Consider the following 19,217-nt stretch of genomic DNA (forward strand, 5'->3'; position numbering starts at 1 on the left):
GAGCAAGCAGCCGTTCCTATGATTGAAATTAAAGGACTAAGTAAGTCTTTCGGCTCGTTTCATGCTTTAAAATCGCTCGATTTGACGATTGCCAAAGGCAAGGTGTTTGGTTTTGTAGGGCCGAATGGAGCAGGAAAATCAACGACGATGTCCATTTTGGCTACGCTGCTGTCTCCCACATCAGGCTATGCCAAAGTAGATGGCTTTGATGTGACGAAGCATCCGGCAGAAGTGAGAAAGCGCATTGGATATATGCCGGATTTCTTCGGTGTGTACGATCAGTTTAAAGCGGTCGAATATTTGCATTTTTATGGTGCGAGCTATGGGATTTCCAAAAAGGAAAGGGAAGAGCTCATTCCGCAGCTGCTTGAGCTGGTCAATCTCAGTGACAAGCGGGACGCTTATGTCGATACGCTGTCGCGCGGCATGAAGCAGCGGCTGTGCTTGGCACGTTGCCTGGTACATGATCCCGATTTGCTCATACTCGACGAGCCAGCTTCCGGGCTTGATCCGCGGGCGAGAATCGAAATGCGGGAAATATTGCTTGAGCTGAAGGCAATGGGCAAAACGATCATTATTTCTTCGCATATTTTACCGGAGCTTGCCGAGATGGTCGACGAAATTGGCGTCATCGAGCATGGACAGATGATCGCTCAGGGCAATGTGTCGGATATCCAGAATCGGCTGCGGGTGAAGCGGATTTTATATATTCGTCTGCTGGAGCGGCTGGACGAGGCTGAGCAGTTTTTGCAGGAGCAGCCGCATGTGACGCGCCTGATGCGCGATGAACGGGGCATTCATGTCCATTTTAGCGGACAGGATCTCGAACAGGCTGAGCTGGTCGGCGAGCTGATTGCTGCGGGCTATCGCATTATTTCGTTCAGTGAAGGGCAGACGAATTTGGAAGATGTCTTTTTGGAAATTACGAGAGGAGGGGACGGCTTCGAATGAGAAACGATACAGTAAGCAAAGACTGGCGCAGCAAGTTGATCAATCCGGTGCTGGATAAGGAATTCCGCTTGCGGATGCGGACGCCGCGCACGATGTGGACGCTGCTTGCCTATTTATTCGCCATTGGGCTGTTTGCCCTTAGCTCTATCTATTTGCTCAATATGAGCTCGGGCAATACTGCTTCCTTTAATCCGAGTGAAAGCCGGATATTGTTTTATTTTCTCAGCTTCGTACAGCTCGGCCTCATTTCCTTTATGGCTCCGGGCTTGACGGCTGGCGTTATAAGTGGGGAGCGCGAGCGGCAGACGCTTAATCTGCTGCTTACGACGCAGCAAAGCTCGACAACGATTATTTTAAGCAAGCTGCTGTCTTCCCTGAGCTTTATGATTTTAATCGTCATAAGTACACTTCCCATATACAGCATGATGTTTCTGTTCGGCGGCATATCGCCTGTGCAACTGCTGCTCGTCTTTTGCTTTTATTTATTTTTGATGATCGTAATCGGAGCATTCGGCGTTTTGTTTTCCACCCTCGTCAAGCGGACGATGATTGCTGTCATTTTGACGTATGGCGTGACCTTGTTTTTGTACGCGGGCACGGCGCTCATCGGTTATGTAGCGATAATGGTATCGATGCAGGTTTCAGGAAACAGCTCTTCTAACGAATGGATCGCTCATATTTTTGCATGGAATCCAGCGGTGGCGATGTACAGCATTTTGGACCCTAATATAACCAGAGAAATCGTTTATTCGGGATCTGGTGCAACAGCATCTGAACCGTTCCTGCAGCTATGGCAGGAGTTCATGCTCATTTATCTAGTATTAGCCGCTCTAGCGATTTGGTTAAGTATTCGTTACTTGCGTCCTCGCATGAAGCAAAACCGGAAATAAGGGATGAGAAGTCGGTATTAAATCAGGAGGGAACACGAATGGAGCCAAGCGGAAGCAGTCGGGCTAAAGAAGAACAGCAGCAGCTTCCTGAGCTGCTATTGCCGGTGCGCCTGAGATTGACGATGTTCACGATGTGCAAGTATGGGCTGAAAGGCTTGCTTATAGGCAGCTCGGCAGGCTTGCTGCTGCTGGTCGCAAGCAGGCTGTGGCCGCTGCTACATGCGCGGCCAGCGGCTGTGATTTTGGCGGCGGCGGGGCTGCTGGCGGGGCTGCTGTATGGGCTTTGGCGGCGCGCCTCGCTGCGTGATGCGGCGAGAGCGATGGATCGGCATGACACGGATGATGCCGTGTCGACCGCGCTTGATGGATGGCTGCGCCCGGCTGGGCAGCCATCTGCTATTGTTATGCTGCAGCGGCAGGAGGCTATCGCTGCAGCGAAAGCTTATGCCGCTATGCTGAGCAAGCGGCTGCCTTGGCCCGCATGGCCAGCGTGGAAGCGGGCCGTGCTGGGGGTTAGCGCGGTATGGGCTATTTCCGCGCTTTTGCTCGTATGGGCGAATCCGCTGGATCATTTGGCGGAGGAGCGGGCTGCTGAGCGGCAGCAGCTCGAAGCGCTGCGGGAAGAAGCGGCTGCGCTCGCGGAGGAAGCGGAGCAGGCAGATGTGCCTGAGGAGGCGAAGCAGCAGCTTGCCGAGCCGCTTGAGAAGCTGCGCAGCAAGCTGGAGGAAAACGACAGCGACATGGAAGCGGCGCTTGCCGAGCTGGCCGAGGCGATGCGCGAGCTTGAACAGACGGCGGAGCTGGCGAAGCAAACGGCGTCGCAGCTTGATGAGGCTGCGAAAGCGATGCAGCGCGAGCCTGCGCTGAAGCAACTGGGAGCTGCGCTGCAGGACCGGCTGGAATCGGGCATGCGCGAAGCGATTAGCGATATGCGCTCGGAACTGCAGAAGCTGACGCCTGAGCAGAAGGAGCAGCTTGCGCAGGCGCTGGAGCAGCTTGCCGAGCAGCTGCCGCAAGACAAGGAGGCGCTCGCGTCCGCATTGGCAGAAGCCGCGGAGCAAGCGCGCAATTCCGAAGCGGGTGATGACGCTTCGGGCGAAACGGAGGGCGGCGATGGCCTCGCCGCCCTGGAAGAAGCGCTGGCCGGCGAATTGTCGCAGGCACAGCTGGAGCAGCTGGCTAGCGCAATGGCGAGCCAGCTTGGACATAGCGGACAGCCGCTTGCGGGCCAATTGGCTGCCAGCGGCGGTACCGTGCCGCCGAGTTGGGCAGCGGCGGCCTCCGGCAATGGCTCGCCTAGCGGCAGCAGCGCTGGCGGAGCATCGGGCTCGCCGAGCGAGCCCGGATCGGGCGCCGCGCCGGGAAGCTCCGGCGCTTCTGGCAGCGGCGGCGATCCTTCGTCCAGCGGTGCTGGGGCCGGTGCTGGGGCCGGTGCTGGGGCCGGTGCTGGAGCAGGAGCTGGTGCTGGCTCAGGTACAGGCGCCGGGGCCGGCCAAGGTGCTGGCAGTGGCTCGGGCAGTGGGCAAGGAGGCTTGCAAGGCGGTACTGGAGCGGGCGGACGAACGCTTGTAACAACGCCGCGCACGATGGCGGGTGAGGGCAATGTGCAGGAGGATGGCGGACCATCTACTGGCGGCCAAGAGCAAACGGGCGGCAAGTCTCCAATGATTGACGGCACGACACGCCCTTACGAGGAAGTGTACAGCGAATATGCGACCGAAGCCAAAAAAGCGCTTGGACGCTCCCAGCTGCCACAGGCCATGCAGGATAAAGTAAAGCAATATTTCGACAACATACAGCCGAATCGATAAGGAGCGGGGTGGTCAAATGATAGAATCCAAGGAACAGATTACACAAGCGGCTGAGCGTATAGCTGCGCTGCAAGCGGAAATTGGGAGCGTCATTGTAGGGCAAAAAAAGGTAGTCGAGCAGCTATTGTGGTGCTTGCTGGCAGGCGGACATGCGCTGCTGGAAGGCATCCCCGGTCTTGGGAAAACAATGCTTGTCCGCACGGTGGCGGATACCATTTCCTTGCAATATTCAAGGATTCAATTTACGCCTGATCTAATGCCTGCGGATATTACGGGAACGACGCTGATCGATTTTACCGAGCAGGGGGCAGCGGGACGCAGCTTCCAGCCCGGACCGATCTTCGGCAATTTGGTGCTGGCCGATGAAATTAACCGTGCTACGCCAAAAACACAAAGCGCATTGCTCGAAGCGATGCAGGAAGGCACGGTGACAGCTGGCGGAGAAACCCGCCAGCTGCCGCGTCCTTTTTTTGTATTGGCAACGCAAAATCCTATCGAGCAGGAAGGGACATACCCGCTGCCGGAAGCGCAGCTTGACCGCTTCCTGCTCAAAATCGGCGTCAGCTATCCGACGCGCGAGGAGCTCAAAGAAATTGTGCTGCGCACAACGGCGGCTGCTCAGCCCCGCGCCCAAGTGAAGATGAACGGGGAAGAGCTGACCGAGCTGCAGCTGTATGCCAAGCATATTTTGGTCGCTGATGATGTGCTGGACTTGGCGGTCAGGCTAGTGATGATGACGCATCCCGCTGAAGCAGATGCTCCTGATGATGTGAAGCGATATGTTAGATTTGGCGCCGGACCGCGGGCGCTGCAAGCGATTGTGGCGGTCAGCAAGGTAAGGGCGCTTTGCAGCGGAAAGCTGCACGTATCGTGGAGCGATATTCGCGAGGTAGCTGTGCCAGCGCTTCGGCATCGGGTTGTGCTCGGTTACGAGGCACAGGCAGCAGGCATAACGACGGATCAAATGACCGAATCCATCCTAAGCGCATTGGAGCTGACAAGATGAATGGGCAAGGCAGCGGTTCTGGAAGCGGATTCCAGCATTCAGCGTTCAGCGGTGCCTTAGCCAAGCTTTTTCCCGATTCCTCGCTGCTGCATCGTTTGGAGCGGATGAAAGTGGCTGCGGGCAGCCGGGTGAAGGGTTCGATGGCTGGCAAGCGCCGCTCTAGCACCCTCGGCGGCTCGCAGGAATTTGCAGACTATCGTCCTTATGCGCCCGGCGACGACATTCGCCGCTTGGATTGGAATGTATACGGCCGAACGGGCAGAGCGTATATGCGGCAATATTGGGATGAGCAGGAGCTTACGCTGCATGTGTACGTTGATGTATCTCCATCGATGAACTTCGGCGGCGAACAGGCTAATAAGCTGCGCTGCGCCTTGCAGCTGGCGGCCAGCGGCGGATACGCTGCGCTGTCAGGCGAGGACCGCGTTGCGGTCAAGCTGTTTGGCGGCACAGCTCCGGCAGAGCTTCCCTCGCTTCGCGGCAGGGGCTCCACTGCGCGTTTATTTCATTTTTTGGCGGCGGCTCTGGAACGGGGAATGGAGCAGCCGTCTTTTCAACAGGGCGAGGAGCTTAAGCCTTCTATGACGGGCCTAGGAAGAGCAATGGAACAACAGGCGGCAGCCCTGTCTATGAGGGAAGCTATTCAGCAGGCTGGTCAGCTCCCGCATCGTACGGGCGTCACTTGGGTCGTATCCGATGCGATGTATGAAGCGGGCATTGAAGAGACGCTGCTCAGCCTGCTTGCTGCCCGGCAGCAGGTTGTCTTTCTCCATTTATTGAGCCCAGAGGAGCTAAACCCAGCTTTGACAGGTGAATTGAATTTGCTCGACAGTGAACTCGGCACGGGCAAGGAGGTTGCTTTAGGCAGCCGTTTGCTCGAACAATATTGCGTTACAGTTAACGATTATTGCAGTCATCTTAAGAAGCTTTGCGCAGAGCGCGGAGCGCTTTATATTTTTATTGATACGAGCAAGCCGATGGAGCAAACGGTTCAGCATACGCTGCTGCGCGCTGGTGTGCTGCACAGTCATAGTTAAGTTTGAACGGGAACTGATGTGAGGAGAAACGTGCAACTTGGGTGAAAGGAGGAGGAGAAATGCAGCTGCTATCGCCGCTATCGGCTTTATTCGGCTTGGCGCTTCCAGCCATCGTATTAATGTATTTATTCAAGCGTACGTATATGGATACCGAAATCGCGAGCCACATGCTGTGGAATCGCATGCTGCGCGAGCAGGAGGCGAATCGTCCATGGCAAAAGCTGCGCACCCGCCCGCTAATGCTGTTGCAGCTGCTCGCAGCTGCTGTATTAGTGCTGGCGCTCATGCAGCCGTATCTCACGGCAGATAGCCGCAGCGGCAGTCATACCGTCATCGTACTTGACCGCTCCGCAAGCATGACAGCGGCTATGCCCGGAGGAAGCTCGCAAGGCAGCTTGCTGCACGCCGCTGTACAGCAGGCGGAGCTGTGGCTGAGCGAGCAGCCGAAAGGGGAGCTCATTACTTTGCTTGTAACGGGCGAGCAGCCTCGCATTATTTTGTCCAAGGAAACGGACCATGAGCTCGTGCTGCAGCAGTTGAAAGCCATAACGCCAGATTTCGGTACTCAGGACAACGTAGCGGCTTTATCACTAGCCGACTCGCTGCTTGCGAATGAACAAGGCAGGCAGATTTTGCTTTTAACCGATGGCAGGTGGCAGGATGCGGACTCCGTTAACCTGCTCACGCTTCATGCAAAGCTAGAGCAATTCAAGCTTTCTGCCCCACAAGCTGGCAGCAATAATAGTGCTATTTTGTATTTTGGCATTCATGCGGCAGTTGGGGAGGATGGCAATCGGGCAGGCGTAGTGACGCTTCGCAATGACAGCGCTGCTTCCAAGCAGATCCAGCTTGCTGTTTATGCGGACAAGGAATCGGAGCCTGCGGCGACAAAATCAGTCAAGCTTGAGTCTGGAGGCTGGACGAGCGTAGATGTGATTGGCCTGCCGGAAGAGGCAAGCTATTATACAGCCAAAATCAGCGGAACGACCGATGATTATGCGGCGGACAATATCGCCTATCAGTTTCCGATTGTATCTAAAGCGCAGCAGGTGCTTTTGGCTACATCCGGCAACTTGTTTTTGGAAAAAGCACTCCAGCTCGCTGGGGTAAAAACGATAAAGGTTGATCCAACACAATACGTTCCTTCCAAGGAGCATGTTAAGGACATCGACTGGGTCATTATGGATGGAGACACAGCGAAGCTTCGTACGGACAAAAGCTGGCAGGAGCTGTTTGCCTCCAAGCCCGTCTGGTATATTGATCATCCAGAAGCGACCGAGGAAGAGACGGCTTCGCCTGCGAATAGCAGGGTGGCGATAGCCGACCATCCCGTTACCGCCTATCTTTCATTTGAAGATACCCATATTGGACGGATGGTGAAGGCGAAGGATGCGGGGACTTGGGGAGATGCCATTGTCACCTATGGCGGCTTGCCTGCTATTTATGCAGGCTCGGTGCAAGGCAGGCCGCAGCTGCGCTTTACCTTTGATATGCAAAGCAGCGATTTGCCGCTGCGGCCGGAGTTTCCCGTGCTAATTGTACAGGCTGCGGACTGGATGAGCGGTGGCAGTCGGGCTCAGCTAGGGACGGCGGATGCCGGAAGTGCGCTACAGCTTGCTTTTTTAAATGAGACAGTAAGTGCCAAGTGGGAAATGATTGAAACTATAGGCGGCTATAGCGAAAAATCGCTGCCTGACAGCAATCTGTCTGCGGCGCTTGCTTCGCAAGAACCGGCTATCGCCCCAGCGGTTCCGGGCTTGTACCGTTTAATGGAGCAAAACGCAGAAGGAGAAACGATCGGCCAGAGGATGCTTGCTGTAAATGCGGCTTCCGCCGAAAGTGCATCGATGTCTGCAACTGCCGATATTAAGCCGATTGCAGCTGCTTCCTCTGAGACAAGTCAAAACCAGGCTGATGCGGGAAGTGCTGCGGGCAGCGTGGAGACGGCAAATGCTGCAAATGCTTTTGCCGCATGGCTCGCGCTGGCACTGCTTGCGCTGATGCTGGTGGAATGGGAGGTGTATAGGCGTGGGAATGCAGGCTGATTCACCTTGGGCGCTCCTTCTTCTTATCCCGTGGGCTGCGGCGGTGTGGTGGATGATTCGAGGTACGCTGCGGCTGCAGGGCACTCGTAAAAAGATAGCCATTGCGCTGCGTGGACTCATCCTGCTACTGGTCATTGCGATCGCTGCTGGCGTGCAGCCTTACTGGCGTGTCGAGCAGCGAAACGTTATTTTTGTAGCGGATCGCTCCGCGTCCGTCAATGCCGATGCCTCTTTAGGCGAGTGGATTGCCAAAGCCTCGGCGGCGAAAGACGAAGAGGACCGAAGCGGAATTGTGTCCATCGGACTGGATGCGGCAATCGATAAGGTACTTTCGCCTGATGAGCTTCCAAGTGCGGAACGATATACGTTCCGTTCAGGTGTGAATGAAAATTTCACGGATCTGTCTCAAGCGCTCCGCCTTGCGTCTGGCATGCTGCATGAAGCCGGTGGCGGCAAAATCGTGCTGCTCTCCGATGGCGCTGAAAACGCCGGAAGCATGCTGCGCCAAGCGGAGCTGCTAAAGCATGCTGGCATTGAGGTGGATGTCGTTCCGATAGCTGCCCCGCAGCGGGTGGACGCTTCGCTCGAAGCGATGGACGTACCGCAAACGCTGCGTCAGGGCGAGAAGTTTACGTTTGAGTTTACGATTAACAGCACATCATCCGGTGCGGCCAAGCTGAGGCTCTATGAAGATAACCGTGAGCTTTCGACAAGTGATATCGTGCTGGAGCCGGGCGAAAATCGTTTTGCCCTGCAAAGCGCTGCGCTGGAACCGGGCTTTCACCGTTTCCGGGCCGAGCTATATGCCGAAGGGGATGAACGCGAGCAGAACAATACGGCTTATGCGTTCAGCAGAGTTAGCGGCCCGCCCGCTGTGCTTATTGTCGAAGGCGTGCCGGGCTCATCGGGAAATGTGGAGGCAGCTTTGAAAGCCTCGCTCATTCGTTACGAGACGATTCCGCCTGAGCGGCTGTCTGTACAGCTGGCTTCATATGCTGCCTATGACAGCATTATTTTAAATAATGTTCCGGCAACCCGCATTGCGGCAAAACCGATGGAGTGGCTCGGCAAAGCGGTCAGCGATTATGGCATCGGCCTAGTCATGCTAGGGGGCGACAACAGCTTTGGTTTGGGCGGCTATTTTCAAACGCCTATCGAGAAGGCGCTGCCGGTTTACATGGATTTGAAGGGCAAGCGACAGCTTCCGTCGCTCGGCTTGATATTAGTAATTGACCGTTCCGGCAGTATGTCTGGCGGCAAGCTGGAGCTCGCGAAGGAAGCGGCGATGCGAACGATTGAGCTGATGCGTCCCGAGGATTCGGTAGGCGTAGTCGCCTTCGACTCGACGCCATGGTGGATCGTGGAGCCGACCAAGCTGACGGAACGCGACGATGTTTTGGCTAAAATCCAAGGCATTCAGGCTGATGGGGGCACGGAAATTTTCCCGGCTCTGGATACCGCTTACAACAAGCTGCTGGAAATGGATGCCCAGCGCAAGCATATTATTTTGCTCACCGATGGCCAATCGGCTTCTAATCCGGGATATGCTACACTGACACAAGGCATGGTCGACAATAAAATGACGATGTCTACAGTTGCAGTAGGAGACGGTGCGGATCAGGTGATGCTGGAGCAGCTTGCGAAGCAGGCAAAGGGACGGTTTTATTTTACAAATGATGAAAGCACGCTTCCGGCTATTTTCAGCCGTGAGACGGTGTTAATGTCACGAACGTATATTGTGGAGCAAAATGCGCCGCCGCTAATCGGGCAAGCCGGAAGCTGGGCGACGATGTGGCAAAATGGCTTGCCGGTTTTGCAGGCGTACATCGCAACGACAGCGAAGGAAACGGCAGAGGTCGCGCTGCGATCCCCACAAGGCGATCCGATTTTGGCACGCTGGGCTTATGGCTCAGGACGAACGGTAGCCTGGACGAGCGACTTGACTGGAAAATGGTCACGAGACTGGGTACAGTGGTCCGCCTTGCCTAATGTTCTCGCCGAGTGGATTAAATGGACGTTTCCCCAATTTGAGAGCACGCCGTATTCCGCAACAGCTGAGCTGGATGGTCGAGAGGCGATGCTGCGCTTGCGCACCGAGGGCAGTGATACAGCAGCGAAGCTGTCAGCTGTGGTCACGGACGAAGCTGGCAAAAGCACGACGCTTTCTCCGCTTCCCGCGGCTCCGGGCGAATATGCGGCAAGCCTTCCGGTGTCTGAGCCGGGCGTGTATTTAATGCAAGTGAATGAACAGACCGCTGCTGCGGGCGGAGCGGAAACGCCAAATACGGGTAGTGGCACGACAACGGGTTTTGTCATTCCATATTCGCCTGAGTATCGATTGACGGGTGAAAATGGAACAGAAGCGCTGCAGCAGCTTGCTAACGCTACTGGCGGACGCCTGCTGTCGCTGGACGCGCCGCAGGAGGTTTACCGCTTCATTCCAGTAGAGTCCAGGCAGCCTTATGATTGGACTCGTGAGCTGCTCCTATTGATTTTGGCGCTGTGGCTGCTCGACATTTTGCTGCGTCGGCTGTCGCTGCCTTGGCAGCGAATCGGGCGAATGCTTTTGACGAGGCTCGGATTAGCGGGCGGACGTTTGCAGAGGAAAGAGCCAGACGCCGCTGCACCTTCAGGAGTGAGCAGGCTGCAGCAGCGTAAAAGCCGCACCGCAGGCTTTTATGGCGAGCGCGCGGGCACAAGTGATGCGGCTTCCGCCTCGCCAGCATCTGGTCAGGCGAAGGGTGCTGGTGCAGACCTTGCTGGCGTGCAGCGAGCTGCGATCCATTCGTCGCAGATTGCTAGTGGCTCAAATCGAGCCCAAGCTGTGCGGCCGGAGGGACAAGGTCAGGCAAGCAAGCAACAGCGAGACGACCAGCAGTTTAAATCAGTAGGCACAAGCAGTCAGCCATTAGCTCCGCCTGCGAATTCAGAGACAAACCCAGCTGACGGCCATGCGACGCTCAATCGTCTGCTTGCCGCGAAGAAGCGCGGCAAGCGGTAGCATTTTTGACAAGCTGCTAGGCTAGAATGTTGGTTTTGTTTAGAGGAATGGACAATGGCGGCGTCGAAAGTTACAATGCACATAAAAGATTTTTTCTGAGGAGCTGACGTAACGATGTATAACGAAATCACGCCGGAGCAAGTAGAGGCGCGTCTGAATAATAAGGAAAAGTTTCATTTAATCGACGTTCGTGAGCTTGACGAGTGGGAAGAGGGACACATTGCCGAAGCAGCGCATTTGCCATTGTCTGAAATTCAGGAGCGTTTGGATGAGCTGCCTAAGGATGAAAATATTATTTTCGTCTGCCGCAGCGGCGGACGCAGTGGCAAAGTATGCGGCTTCCTCGCGCCACAGGGCTACTCCGTCACTAATATGACGGGCGGCATGCTCGCTTGGCCGGGAGCCATTGTGACTGGAGCGTAGCACAGAGCGTTAAAACGAAAAGCAGCCTTGCAACCGCTTGTTGGCGGATTGCTAGGCTGCTTTTGATTTTGTAGGTTGGTTTTCACTATTAACCTTTTTAAACCGAACATTTGATGAGGCTGGAAGGCCCCCATTGAAAGAGATTATTTTGCTCAACCCTTATACAGATAAGGACTCTCCGCGCGACAAGCAGTCCATTCTGGACATTCGAGCCAGGACAACTGAAGGCGAAATTATTAATGTTGAAATGCAGCTTTTTAATAAATATGATACTGAGAAAAGAATGCTTTTCTATTGGAGTAAGCAATACTCTGGGCAATTGCAGGAAGGGCAGCCTTATAGCCAACTGAAACGGTGCGTGACTATTAATATTTTGAACTACGCCTTGCTGCCAAATGATTTGTATCATAACGTATTTCATCTGCGGGAAGATCGAACCGGAATTTCACTAATTGACGATATTGAATTTCACTTTCTGGAGCTGCCGAAGCTAGACGAACAAGCCATTTCAATTGAGGAAGGCGGACTTGTGAACTGGCTGTTATTTCTGAAAGGTGCAGATCAATCCAAATGGGAGGTGCTAACGATGAATGAACCGGTACTAAAAAAGGCCATGGATACGCTGGAATTTTTGAGTCAGGATTTAGAAGGACGAAGACAGTATGAAGATCGCCAGAAGTATTTGCATGATGAAGCTTCGATGTATGAAGCAGCTAACTCAAGAGGAAAGGCGGAGGCGAAAAAGGAAATTGCCAGAAAGCTCCTTGCTCTTGGAGTTGAGCTTTCCGTTATCGTCGAAGCATCCGGTCTAACTGAGAAAGAAATAATTGATTTAAAGTCGTTATAGTAAAAAATAGAGACGAGCCGCCCCATTGCGGTCGGCTCGTTTTGTCTTTAAGGGGATGTTTTTACAAAAAAAATCGTCAATTGATCCACGCACTCACACAGAGTACGTCATGAGCAAAAACAGTAATACAGCAGCGTTGAATAGGAGGACTGTATAAAAAAATACAGACCGCCTTGTGTGGCGGTCTGATAGATAAATTTATGAGGTTACAGTAACAAACCAAGTCGAGAGAAGGACCCCGCTGGAACTGTAGCCACGAATTGTTGCGCTGCCCGTATTTAAAGCAGTTAGCCATCCAGATGAAGATACGGAAACAATAGATGTTCCTGATGCAACAACATAGCTATTCGCACCAAAGAGTGACGTAGAATTTCCTTTTTTCAAAGTTATAAAGGTTGTTCCAGCTGCTGAAGCCGTTGTTGGAGCTAGTAATGCGAAACTTGTAAAGGATGCAAGGGCTAAGGTGGTGGCGAGAAAAGTTTTCTGAATGGATTTTTTCATTTGAACCTCCTATTTCAATTAATTTACTTAAATAGAAATAATAAGTAAATCCAATTTAATCATACAATAGTAGTTTCTGCTTGCATAGAGGTGTAAATTGTCGTATTAAGACTATTAATTGCTAGCACGTTTGTTTCTGTATAGTTGAGTGCGACTGTGTTTAAAGAGGCTACATTAGGCGCTGTATATACACGCCCACCAAAAGCGCGACAAAGCTTGCTTGGCAAGATAACTCAAGCCAATATGTTTTAATCATCGAACCCACATAGAGTGCGACGAGCAAGGCAATCACCTTTTATGTGGAACTGGCAAGTTTTAATCCACACACTCACTAGAGTGCGACTAAAATAGCCCCACCGCAGCGGAGCTTAATAAATGTTTCAATCCACGCACTCACATAGAGTGCGACACGCGCGCAGCCAGCTTATATGGGGCGAGTTTTACGTTTCAATCCACGCACTCACATAGAGTGCGACGAATGCAGGGGAAGTGTTGATGTGGTCGCAGGAGATGTTTCAATCCACGCACTCACATAGAGTGCGACGTTCAATTCCCGTACTGGCCCCGCCCCCACCTGCGTTTCAATCCACGCACTCACATAGAGTGCGACAAGATAGAGTTTAAGTTTCACTACGCTGTCAGCTTGTTTCAATCCACGCACTCACATAGAGTGCGACATCAGATACAACGACCAGTTACAAATTTGATGATGTTTCAATCCACGCACTCACATAGAGTGCGACTATTCGAGCAGCAATTGACCGCGATCATTGACGGCGTTTCAATCCACGCACTCACATAGAGTGCGACTGATGCAATACGTGCGGGTAACATCCTGCTTAAAGTTTCAATCCACGCACTCACATAGAGTGCGACGATGGAAGTTGACGTTTGTCGGGGCGACATTCTGGTTTCAATCCACGCACTCACATAGAGTGCGACAGCGAAAAAATGCATAATTAATTCCATAATGGCATTAATGCTGCATTTTTTCAATAAAAACAAAGCAAGAAAAATGGACTGAGGTATTGACTTTTACTTGAATAGCACGTTTTCGACTTGAATCGACAAAATATGAGGTGCGAGTGACCTAGGGTTTTTATGTGAGCTTCACATTCGCACCAAAAATACAGCCACGGATAATTAGGCTTATAGAACGAAACAAGAATACTTATTTACGCGAATAATATAGCTTCTATCTCTACCCTATATAAGAGCTGCCGTCAAAAGTCGGCAACGCCTGCTCAACCCTGCTCACACCTCTTTACGCTTGATCCATATGGCTAACCTCAGCTTGTACACATGTCAGCCCCCTACCGAACATATGATGATACAAAGAAAATAAATCATCATGAATTGATCTTTGAATATGGCGGCGGCTGGTGTAATTGAAAGGCGAAAGGGCGGGTGTTCGATTGGAGCAGCGGAATAATGATAGTGAAAATAGTGTGACTTTGCAATATGCAGTGGGCGGCATGAGCTGTACAGCTTGCGCCGCGCGAATCGAGAAAGCCGTGGGCAAAATGGAGGGTGTTCAATCGGTCGCGGTCAGCTATCCCGCAAGATCGGCTTGGGTACAATTTGTGCCTGAAAGCTTGCGGTCTGAGGAGATTATGGCGAAAATCGGTCACATCGGCTTTCAAGCTTCGGCAGCTGAGCACAGCAAAAAACAGTGGAAGCAGGAACGCAGCGCTCTTGGCCTCCGGCTTATGATCTCGCTGCTGCTTACACTGCCTCTGCTTGCTGGAATGACCCAGCATCTGCCCCTGTTAAGCGGGCTCCCCATTCCGGCTTGGCTGCTGCATCCATGGCTGCAGCTCGCGTTAGCTACCATCGTTCAATTCGTCATTGGGCTGCCTTTTTATATTGGAGCTTACCATGCGCTGCGTTCGCGTGCAGCGAATATGGACGTTTTGGTAGCGGCAGGAACGTCTGCCGCTTATTTATACAGCCATTATATTGTTTTTTCCAGCCTTCCGACTGGAAAAACGTTTGCTGCTGAACATACGCTGCCGCTTTATTTTGAAACCTCTGCTGTCGTTATCAGCGCAGTGCTGCTCGGCAAATATTTGGAGATGACAGCTGCATCGCGGGCGCAGGATGAGGCGGGCGGGTACAGCCAATTGGAGGTGCAAACCGCAACTGTAGAACGGGCAGGCCAGTGGGTTAATGTACAGACCGCTTTCGTACGGGAAGGCGAAATCGTGCGCATTGCCACAGGTGAGACGGTCCCGGTTGACGGCGTTTTAACGAGCGGGGAAACCGATATGAATGAATCGCTGCTGACAGGAGAAAGCTTGCCGGTCGTTAAACGGGCAGGAGACCGAATTTGGGCAGGAACAACGAATGTGGGAGCGATGCAACGCATCCGTACAACCGCTGCGGGACATGCGACGTTGCTCAGCCGGATTAGCGAGCTGCTTCGTCAGGCGCAGCGCTCCAAATCTGCGATTCAGCAGCAGGTGGACCGGGTGGCCGCTTGGTTTGTTCCGGCGATGCTCGCCCTTTCGGCTTTCACCTTCATGCTTTGGCTGGTGCTCCTGGACCCCGGCAATTGGCATCAAGCTTTCCGCTGCGGGGTCGCCGTTATGCTCGCCGCCTGTCCATGTGCACTAGGTCTGGCCGCGCCTATTTCACTGGTCATTGCTTCTGGCCGCCTGGCGAAGCAGGGCATTGTGCTGAAACAAGGCGGGGCGCTGGAGCGGCTCGCCCGGCTTAATACGCTGCTGCTGGACAAAACCGGTACGCTCACCGAGGGTAGCCCGCAGGTTAGCGCCGTATGGGCTGCGCCAAATCAGACGCGTTCAGCCGTGCTGCGTTTGGCCGCTGCCACTGAAGCAGGTTCCACGCATCCGCTAGGGCAAGCGATAGGGCGTGAAGCGGGGCGAATCGGGTTGACACCGCCAAGCGCGTCAGAAATGGTTTATTTTCCCGGCAAAGGCGTTCAAGCGGTAGTGGAGCGAAGGCGAATAACCGTCGGAAATGCAACCTTTGCCAAAGCCGAACAGTGGAAAGCGAATGCAGAGGTCGCCGCAGCTTTAGCTGCTTTTTGCGCAGAACGGGAAAAAAGAGGAGAAACACTGCTATATGTAGCGGCAAATGGCCTGCTCATCGGGGCTATTTCGCTTGCAGATCGGGTTAAACCTCATTCATTTGCTGCCGTTCAGCAGCTTCAACGTTATGGACTGCAAGTGATGCTCGCAACAGGCGACCACCAAAGTCCTGCTCATAATGCAGCCCGCCAAGCAGGCATTACGCAAGTGTTCGCCGGATTGCTGCCAGAGCAGAAGCTGGAGCTGGTAGAGCAGCTTAAACGTTCGGGCAAACGGGTCGGCATGGCTGGCGACGGCTGGAATGATGCACCTGCGCTTGCTGCTGCCGACGTGGGCATTGCGATGGGCAATGGCACGGAAGCGGCGCTCGCCGCCGGACATTTAACGCTGCTTCAGCCGCGTATGACCGCGATTGTTGATGCGCTGGGCATCAGCCGGCTGACGGTGCGCAATATTAAGCAGAACTTGCTGCTTGCCTTCCTATATAACAGCAGTATTGTGCCGTTTGCCGCCTTTGGTCTGCTAGAACCATGGATGGCAGGGGCAGCGATGGCGCTGAGCTCCGTGTCTGTAGTTGGAAATGCGATGCGGCTGAGCTATATTTTGCGGCGGCACAAGCAGCTTGCTGCTTAGCGTGAGGTGGACAAATACGGAAAAACGATGGTATAGTTACTACGTCTAACCTACATAATGATGAGGGCCAGCGCCAAGCAGGGATACCGCATTTTCGGCACAGCTGCCGCGAATGCTTTTTTTATGCCTGATTAGCCTGAAGCATCCCTCCGCATGGAGAGAACATACCATTTTAGAGGAGTGTATACGATTAATGAAAGTTAAAATGAACCATATGCTGAAAACAAGCCTTGCCATTTGGCTTATTGCAACGCTAACGCTGCTTGCCGCTTGCGGCGGTGCGGTAAACAATAATAAGGAATCTGTTGCACCAACTGTCGCACCTTCTGCATCTCCATCCGCCGAGACAGGCGCCGCATATCCGCTCACCGTAACCGATGGAATGGATACCAAGCTGACCTTCGAGCAGGCGCCTGAAAAAATTGTAACGCTTGTGCCAAGCGAAACCGAAGTTGTGTTTGCTGTAGGAGCAGGCAAGCAAGTAGTCGGCGTGGATCAGTACAGCAACTATCCGGAAGAAGCGAATGATATTGAGAAAATTGGCGATATGACGACTAATATAGAAGCTGTCGTGAAGCTGAACCCGGACCTTGTGCTGGCATCCTCCAGCATGAATGGCGATGCGATTGCCAAGCTGCGTGAATTGAATATTCCGGTATTTGCCTCCGATCCGAAAACGTATGGCGAAACGATTGCCCATATTGAGGCGGTCGGCCAAATTTTGAACCGGGTGAAGGATGCCGAGACCGTTGCGGGACATATGCGCGACGTCATGAATCAGGTTATGAATGCGGTGAAGGATGCGCCTGCGAAAAAGGTGTATTTGGAGTTCAGCCCTGGCTATACAGCAGGATCGGGTACGTTTTTGGATGAGCTGCTGACGATGGCAGGCGGTGCCAATGTGGCCGGCTCGAAAGAAGGCTGGTATGAAGTCAGCGCCGAAGAGATCGTTAAGCAAAATCCGGAAATTATCATTTATCCGGATATGAAGGTAAAACCGAACCCCATCGTTGCAGCGATGGACAGCCGGGCAGGCTGGAACGTCATTGACGCGGTGAAAAACAAGCAGGTTATCGCGGTTGCGGAAGATCCGCTCGTGCGTGTAGGACCGCGGCTTGCCGACGGATTGCTTGATCTGGCGAAGGCTGTTCATCCAGACCTCGTTAAATAGCGGATGAGACATCAATGGCTAGGCTATGGAGGAGCAGCAGTGCTCCTTCTTGCTGTTTCTATTATCGCGAGCTTGTCGATTGGCTCCGCAGGCATTTCCTTTACCGATGTGTGGGGCATTTTGCTGCACCAGCTGCCATGGCTTAGAGATCAGCCCGTTAGCTGGAGTGAAGGAGAAATTGCAATTGTGACCCAGGTCAGGCTGTCCCGTGTGCTGCTTGCGGTGCTTGTAGGCGCATGTCTGGCACTGGCAGGCAGCGGTTTTCAAGGCGTGCTGCGCAATCCGCTGGCCGATCCTTATACGCTCGGGGTTGCTTCCGGCAGCTCGGTTGGCGCTGCGGCATTGATTTTATTCGGCTATCAGGCGGCAGTTGGCATTTGGACCATTCCAATCGTCGCTTTCATAACCGGAATTACGACGTTATTGGTCGTTTTCTGGCTGGCGCGCAGCTCTGAGGGGCTGCAGTTGGAAACGCTTATATTATCCGGCGTTATTATCCAGGCGTTCCTCGGAGCTTTCGTATCGTTTATGGTTTCGCTGTCCAACAGCGTAGTGAACCAGATTTTATTTTGGCTCATGGGCTCGCTGGCGATGAAAAGCTGGGCGAACGTCTATATGCTGATTCCGTTCCTCATTATTGGCGTCATTGTGCTGATCGCTTATGCGCAGCATTTGAATGTTTTTCTGCTTGGCGAGGGGCAGGCGGCGCATTTGGGCATTCGGGTAGAGCGTACGAAGCTGGTCGTGCTGGCCTGCTCGACGCTGCTCACAGCGGCTGCCGTATCGGTAGCGGGCGTCATTGGTTTCGTTGGCCTCGTCGTACCGCATGTGATTCGCTTGATCGTTGGGCCGGATTACCGCTTGCTTATTCCGCTATCTGCATTTGGCGGCGGCATATTTGTGCTCTGGGCCGATACGCTTGCTCGTATGGCGCTTAGTCCGAAGGAAATTCCGCTAGGCGTAGTAACGGCGCTGATCGGTGCGCCATTTTTCGCTTATTTGCTGCATCGGCGCAAGCGGCTGGAAGGAGGGGGATGATGGCTATCATGCTTGAAGCGCGTCAACTCGGGACGACGATTCGCGGGAGAAATGTGCTGAATGACTTAACCTTTTCCTTTGAAAAAGGGTATACATACGGCATTATCGGCCCCAATGGCGTCGGAAAATCCACTTTACTGCGGCTGCTTTCCGGCGTATTGCCTCCTTCGCAAGGTGATATTTTTCTGGCAGGGCGCAGCATTGCCGCCTATTCACGCAAGGAGGCTGCGCGCAAGCTTGCGGTGCTCCAGCAGGGCGTACTCCCTCCGGTAGGTTTTACGGTGCGTGAAGTGATTGAAATGGGACGCTTTCCGTATCAAAATTGGTTCGGCAATGAGCCCGGCGACAGCTCGCCAATTATTAATGAAGCGATTGCTGCAATGGGGCTTGAGAACCTGGAGCAGCGTACAATGGCTGAGCTAAGCGGCGGTGAACGGCAGCGCGTGGCGCTGGCAAAAGTGATCGTGCAGCAAGCGGATGTCATTTTGCTTGACGAACCAACGACCTATTTGGATATTGGCTACCAAATTCAATTGCTGGATACGGTAAAGAGCTGGCAGCGTGAGCAGGGTATTACCGTTGTAACCGTGCTGCATGATCTAAATTTAGCCGCTTTATATTGTGATGAAGTGCTGGTGCTGCATAAGGGGAGTATTGCAGCTCTGGGCAAGCCGCAGCATATTTATACGACGGAGCTTATTCGCGAGGTATACGGCGCTGAAGCTTCAATAATGAATCATCCGTTAACAGGGGTGCCGCAAATTTTGCTTGCGCCCAATGTGCGAATAAACAATGGGGAGCTGGAATGAA

Annotated in this window: 13 protein-coding genes, 1 pseudogene and 1 CRISPR repeat array; of the genes and pseudogenes, 13 read left to right on the top strand and 1 reads right to left on the bottom strand. The window is 53.4% G+C overall.

The genetic code is table 11. The annotated features are described in order from the left end of the window. Positions 1-18 precede the first annotated feature (18 nt). From AC50X8_RS21175 to AC50X8_RS21215, 9 genes and pseudogenes are all read left to right on the top strand, one after another. Positions 19-951, top strand: a complete 933-nt coding sequence (locus AC50X8_RS21175; protein WP_494864017.1) for an ABC transporter ATP-binding protein — start codon at positions 19-21, stop codon at positions 949-951. Then, a complete protein-coding gene (locus AC50X8_RS21180) occupies positions 948-1,841 on the top strand; it encodes an ABC transporter permease (RefSeq protein ID WP_056038045.1) in 894 nt (297 codons plus the stop codon). The genes AC50X8_RS21175 and AC50X8_RS21180 overlap by 4 nt, the downstream gene beginning before the upstream one ends. Before the next feature lie 38 nt (positions 1,842-1,879). Next, positions 1,880-3,652: a DUF8809 domain-containing protein gene (locus AC50X8_RS21185; RefSeq protein ID WP_494881295.1), complete on the top strand. Its 1,773-nt coding sequence runs from the start codon at positions 1,880-1,882 to the stop codon at positions 3,650-3,652. Between the two features lie 16 nt (positions 3,653-3,668). Continuing rightward, positions 3,669-4,658, top strand: coding sequence for an AAA family ATPase (locus AC50X8_RS21190; protein WP_056038039.1), 990 nt, complete (start codon positions 3,669-3,671; stop codon positions 4,656-4,658). After that, the gene (locus AC50X8_RS21195; RefSeq protein WP_056038036.1) at positions 4,655-5,695 is read left to right on the top strand and encodes a DUF58 domain-containing protein; all 1,041 of its coding nucleotides are present in this window, start codon (positions 4,655-4,657) and stop codon (positions 5,693-5,695) included. Before AC50X8_RS21190 ends, AC50X8_RS21195 begins: the two co-directional genes overlap by 4 nt. A 59-nt stretch (positions 5,696-5,754) precedes the next feature. Next, positions 5,755-7,740, top strand: coding sequence for a VWA domain-containing protein (locus tag AC50X8_RS21200; protein WP_494881297.1), 1,986 nt, complete (start codon positions 5,755-5,757; stop codon positions 7,738-7,740). Further along, positions 7,730-10,741, top strand: a complete 3,012-nt coding sequence (locus AC50X8_RS21205) for a VWA domain-containing protein (RefSeq protein WP_494881320.1) — start codon at positions 7,730-7,732, stop codon at positions 10,739-10,741. The genes AC50X8_RS21200 and AC50X8_RS21205 overlap by 11 nt, the downstream gene beginning before the upstream one ends. A gap of 114 nt (positions 10,742-10,855) precedes the next feature. Next, positions 10,856-11,164: a rhodanese-like domain-containing protein gene (locus AC50X8_RS21210; protein WP_046233130.1), complete on the top strand. Its 309-nt coding sequence runs from the start codon at positions 10,856-10,858 to the stop codon at positions 11,162-11,164. 85 nt (positions 11,165-11,249) lie between these two features. Further along, positions 11,250-12,011: pseudogene (locus AC50X8_RS21215) on the top strand (Rpn family recombination-promoting nuclease/putative transposase); the annotation flags it as partial. A 198-nt stretch (positions 12,012-12,209) separates the two neighbouring features. Here AC50X8_RS21215 and AC50X8_RS21220 read toward each other — a convergent pair. Further along, entirely contained in the window at positions 12,210-12,512 is a 303-nt protein-coding gene (locus AC50X8_RS21220) for a BLB8/JUQZ-1 family protein (RefSeq protein WP_155973307.1), read from the bottom strand. A 377-nt stretch (positions 12,513-12,889) separates the two neighbouring features. Then, a CRISPR array of direct repeats spans positions 12,890-13,454; the repeat unit is 32 nt; unit sequence GTTTCAATCCACGCACTCACATAGAGTGCGAC. Between the two features lie 446 nt (positions 13,455-13,900). Between AC50X8_RS21220 and AC50X8_RS21225 the strand changes: the two genes are divergently transcribed. The 4 genes from AC50X8_RS21225 to AC50X8_RS21240 all read left to right on the top strand — a co-directional run bounded on the left by AC50X8_RS21225 (position 13,901) and on the right by AC50X8_RS21240 (position 19,216). Beyond that, on the top strand, positions 13,901-16,198 hold the full coding sequence (locus AC50X8_RS21225; RefSeq protein WP_494881299.1) for a heavy metal translocating P-type ATPase: 2,298 nt from the start codon (positions 13,901-13,903) through the stop codon (positions 16,196-16,198). A 193-nt stretch (positions 16,199-16,391) separates the two neighbouring features. Then, the gene (locus tag AC50X8_RS21230) at positions 16,392-17,369 is read left to right on the top strand and encodes an ABC transporter substrate-binding protein (protein WP_494881301.1); all 978 of its coding nucleotides are present in this window, start codon (positions 16,392-16,394) and stop codon (positions 17,367-17,369) included. A gap of 3 nt (positions 17,370-17,372) precedes the next feature. Then, positions 17,373-18,407: a FecCD family ABC transporter permease gene (locus AC50X8_RS21235; protein ID WP_056038024.1), complete on the top strand. Its 1,035-nt coding sequence runs from the start codon at positions 17,373-17,375 to the stop codon at positions 18,405-18,407. Positions 18,408-18,415: 8 nt separating this feature from the next. Beyond that, positions 18,416-19,216 (top strand): ABC transporter ATP-binding protein, encoded by an 801-nt coding sequence (locus AC50X8_RS21240; protein WP_056039046.1) that lies wholly within the window; start codon positions 18,416-18,418, stop codon positions 19,214-19,216. Position 19,217 lies beyond the last annotated feature (1 nt).

Source organism: Paenibacillus sp. JT22N15 (assembly GCF_059383755.1).

Coding starts and splice junctions, on each gene's coding strand:
- AC50X8_RS21175 (WP_494864017.1), top strand. CDS start 19: ATGATTGAAATTAAAGGACTAAGTAAGTCTTTCGGCTCGTTTCATGCT.
- AC50X8_RS21180 (WP_056038045.1), top strand. CDS start 948: ATGAGAAACGATACAGTAAGCAAAGACTGGCGCAGCAAGTTGATCAAT.
- AC50X8_RS21185 (WP_494881295.1), top strand. CDS start 1,880: ATGGAGCCAAGCGGAAGCAGTCGGGCTAAAGAAGAACAGCAGCAGCTT.
- AC50X8_RS21190 (WP_056038039.1), top strand. CDS start 3,669: ATGATAGAATCCAAGGAACAGATTACACAAGCGGCTGAGCGTATAGCT.
- AC50X8_RS21195 (WP_056038036.1), top strand. CDS start 4,655: ATGAATGGGCAAGGCAGCGGTTCTGGAAGCGGATTCCAGCATTCAGCG.
- AC50X8_RS21200 (WP_494881297.1), top strand. CDS start 5,755: ATGCAGCTGCTATCGCCGCTATCGGCTTTATTCGGCTTGGCGCTTCCA.
- AC50X8_RS21205 (WP_494881320.1), top strand. CDS start 7,730: ATGCAGGCTGATTCACCTTGGGCGCTCCTTCTTCTTATCCCGTGGGCT.
- AC50X8_RS21210 (WP_046233130.1), top strand. CDS start 10,856: ATGTATAACGAAATCACGCCGGAGCAAGTAGAGGCGCGTCTGAATAAT.
- AC50X8_RS21220 (WP_155973307.1), bottom strand. CDS start 12,512: ATGAAAAAATCCATTCAGAAAACTTTTCTCGCCACCACCTTAGCCCTT.
- AC50X8_RS21230 (WP_494881301.1), top strand. CDS start 16,392: ATGAAAGTTAAAATGAACCATATGCTGAAAACAAGCCTTGCCATTTGG.
- AC50X8_RS21235 (WP_056038024.1), top strand. CDS start 17,373: ATGAGACATCAATGGCTAGGCTATGGAGGAGCAGCAGTGCTCCTTCTT.
- AC50X8_RS21240 (WP_056039046.1), top strand. CDS start 18,416: ATGCTTGAAGCGCGTCAACTCGGGACGACGATTCGCGGGAGAAATGTG.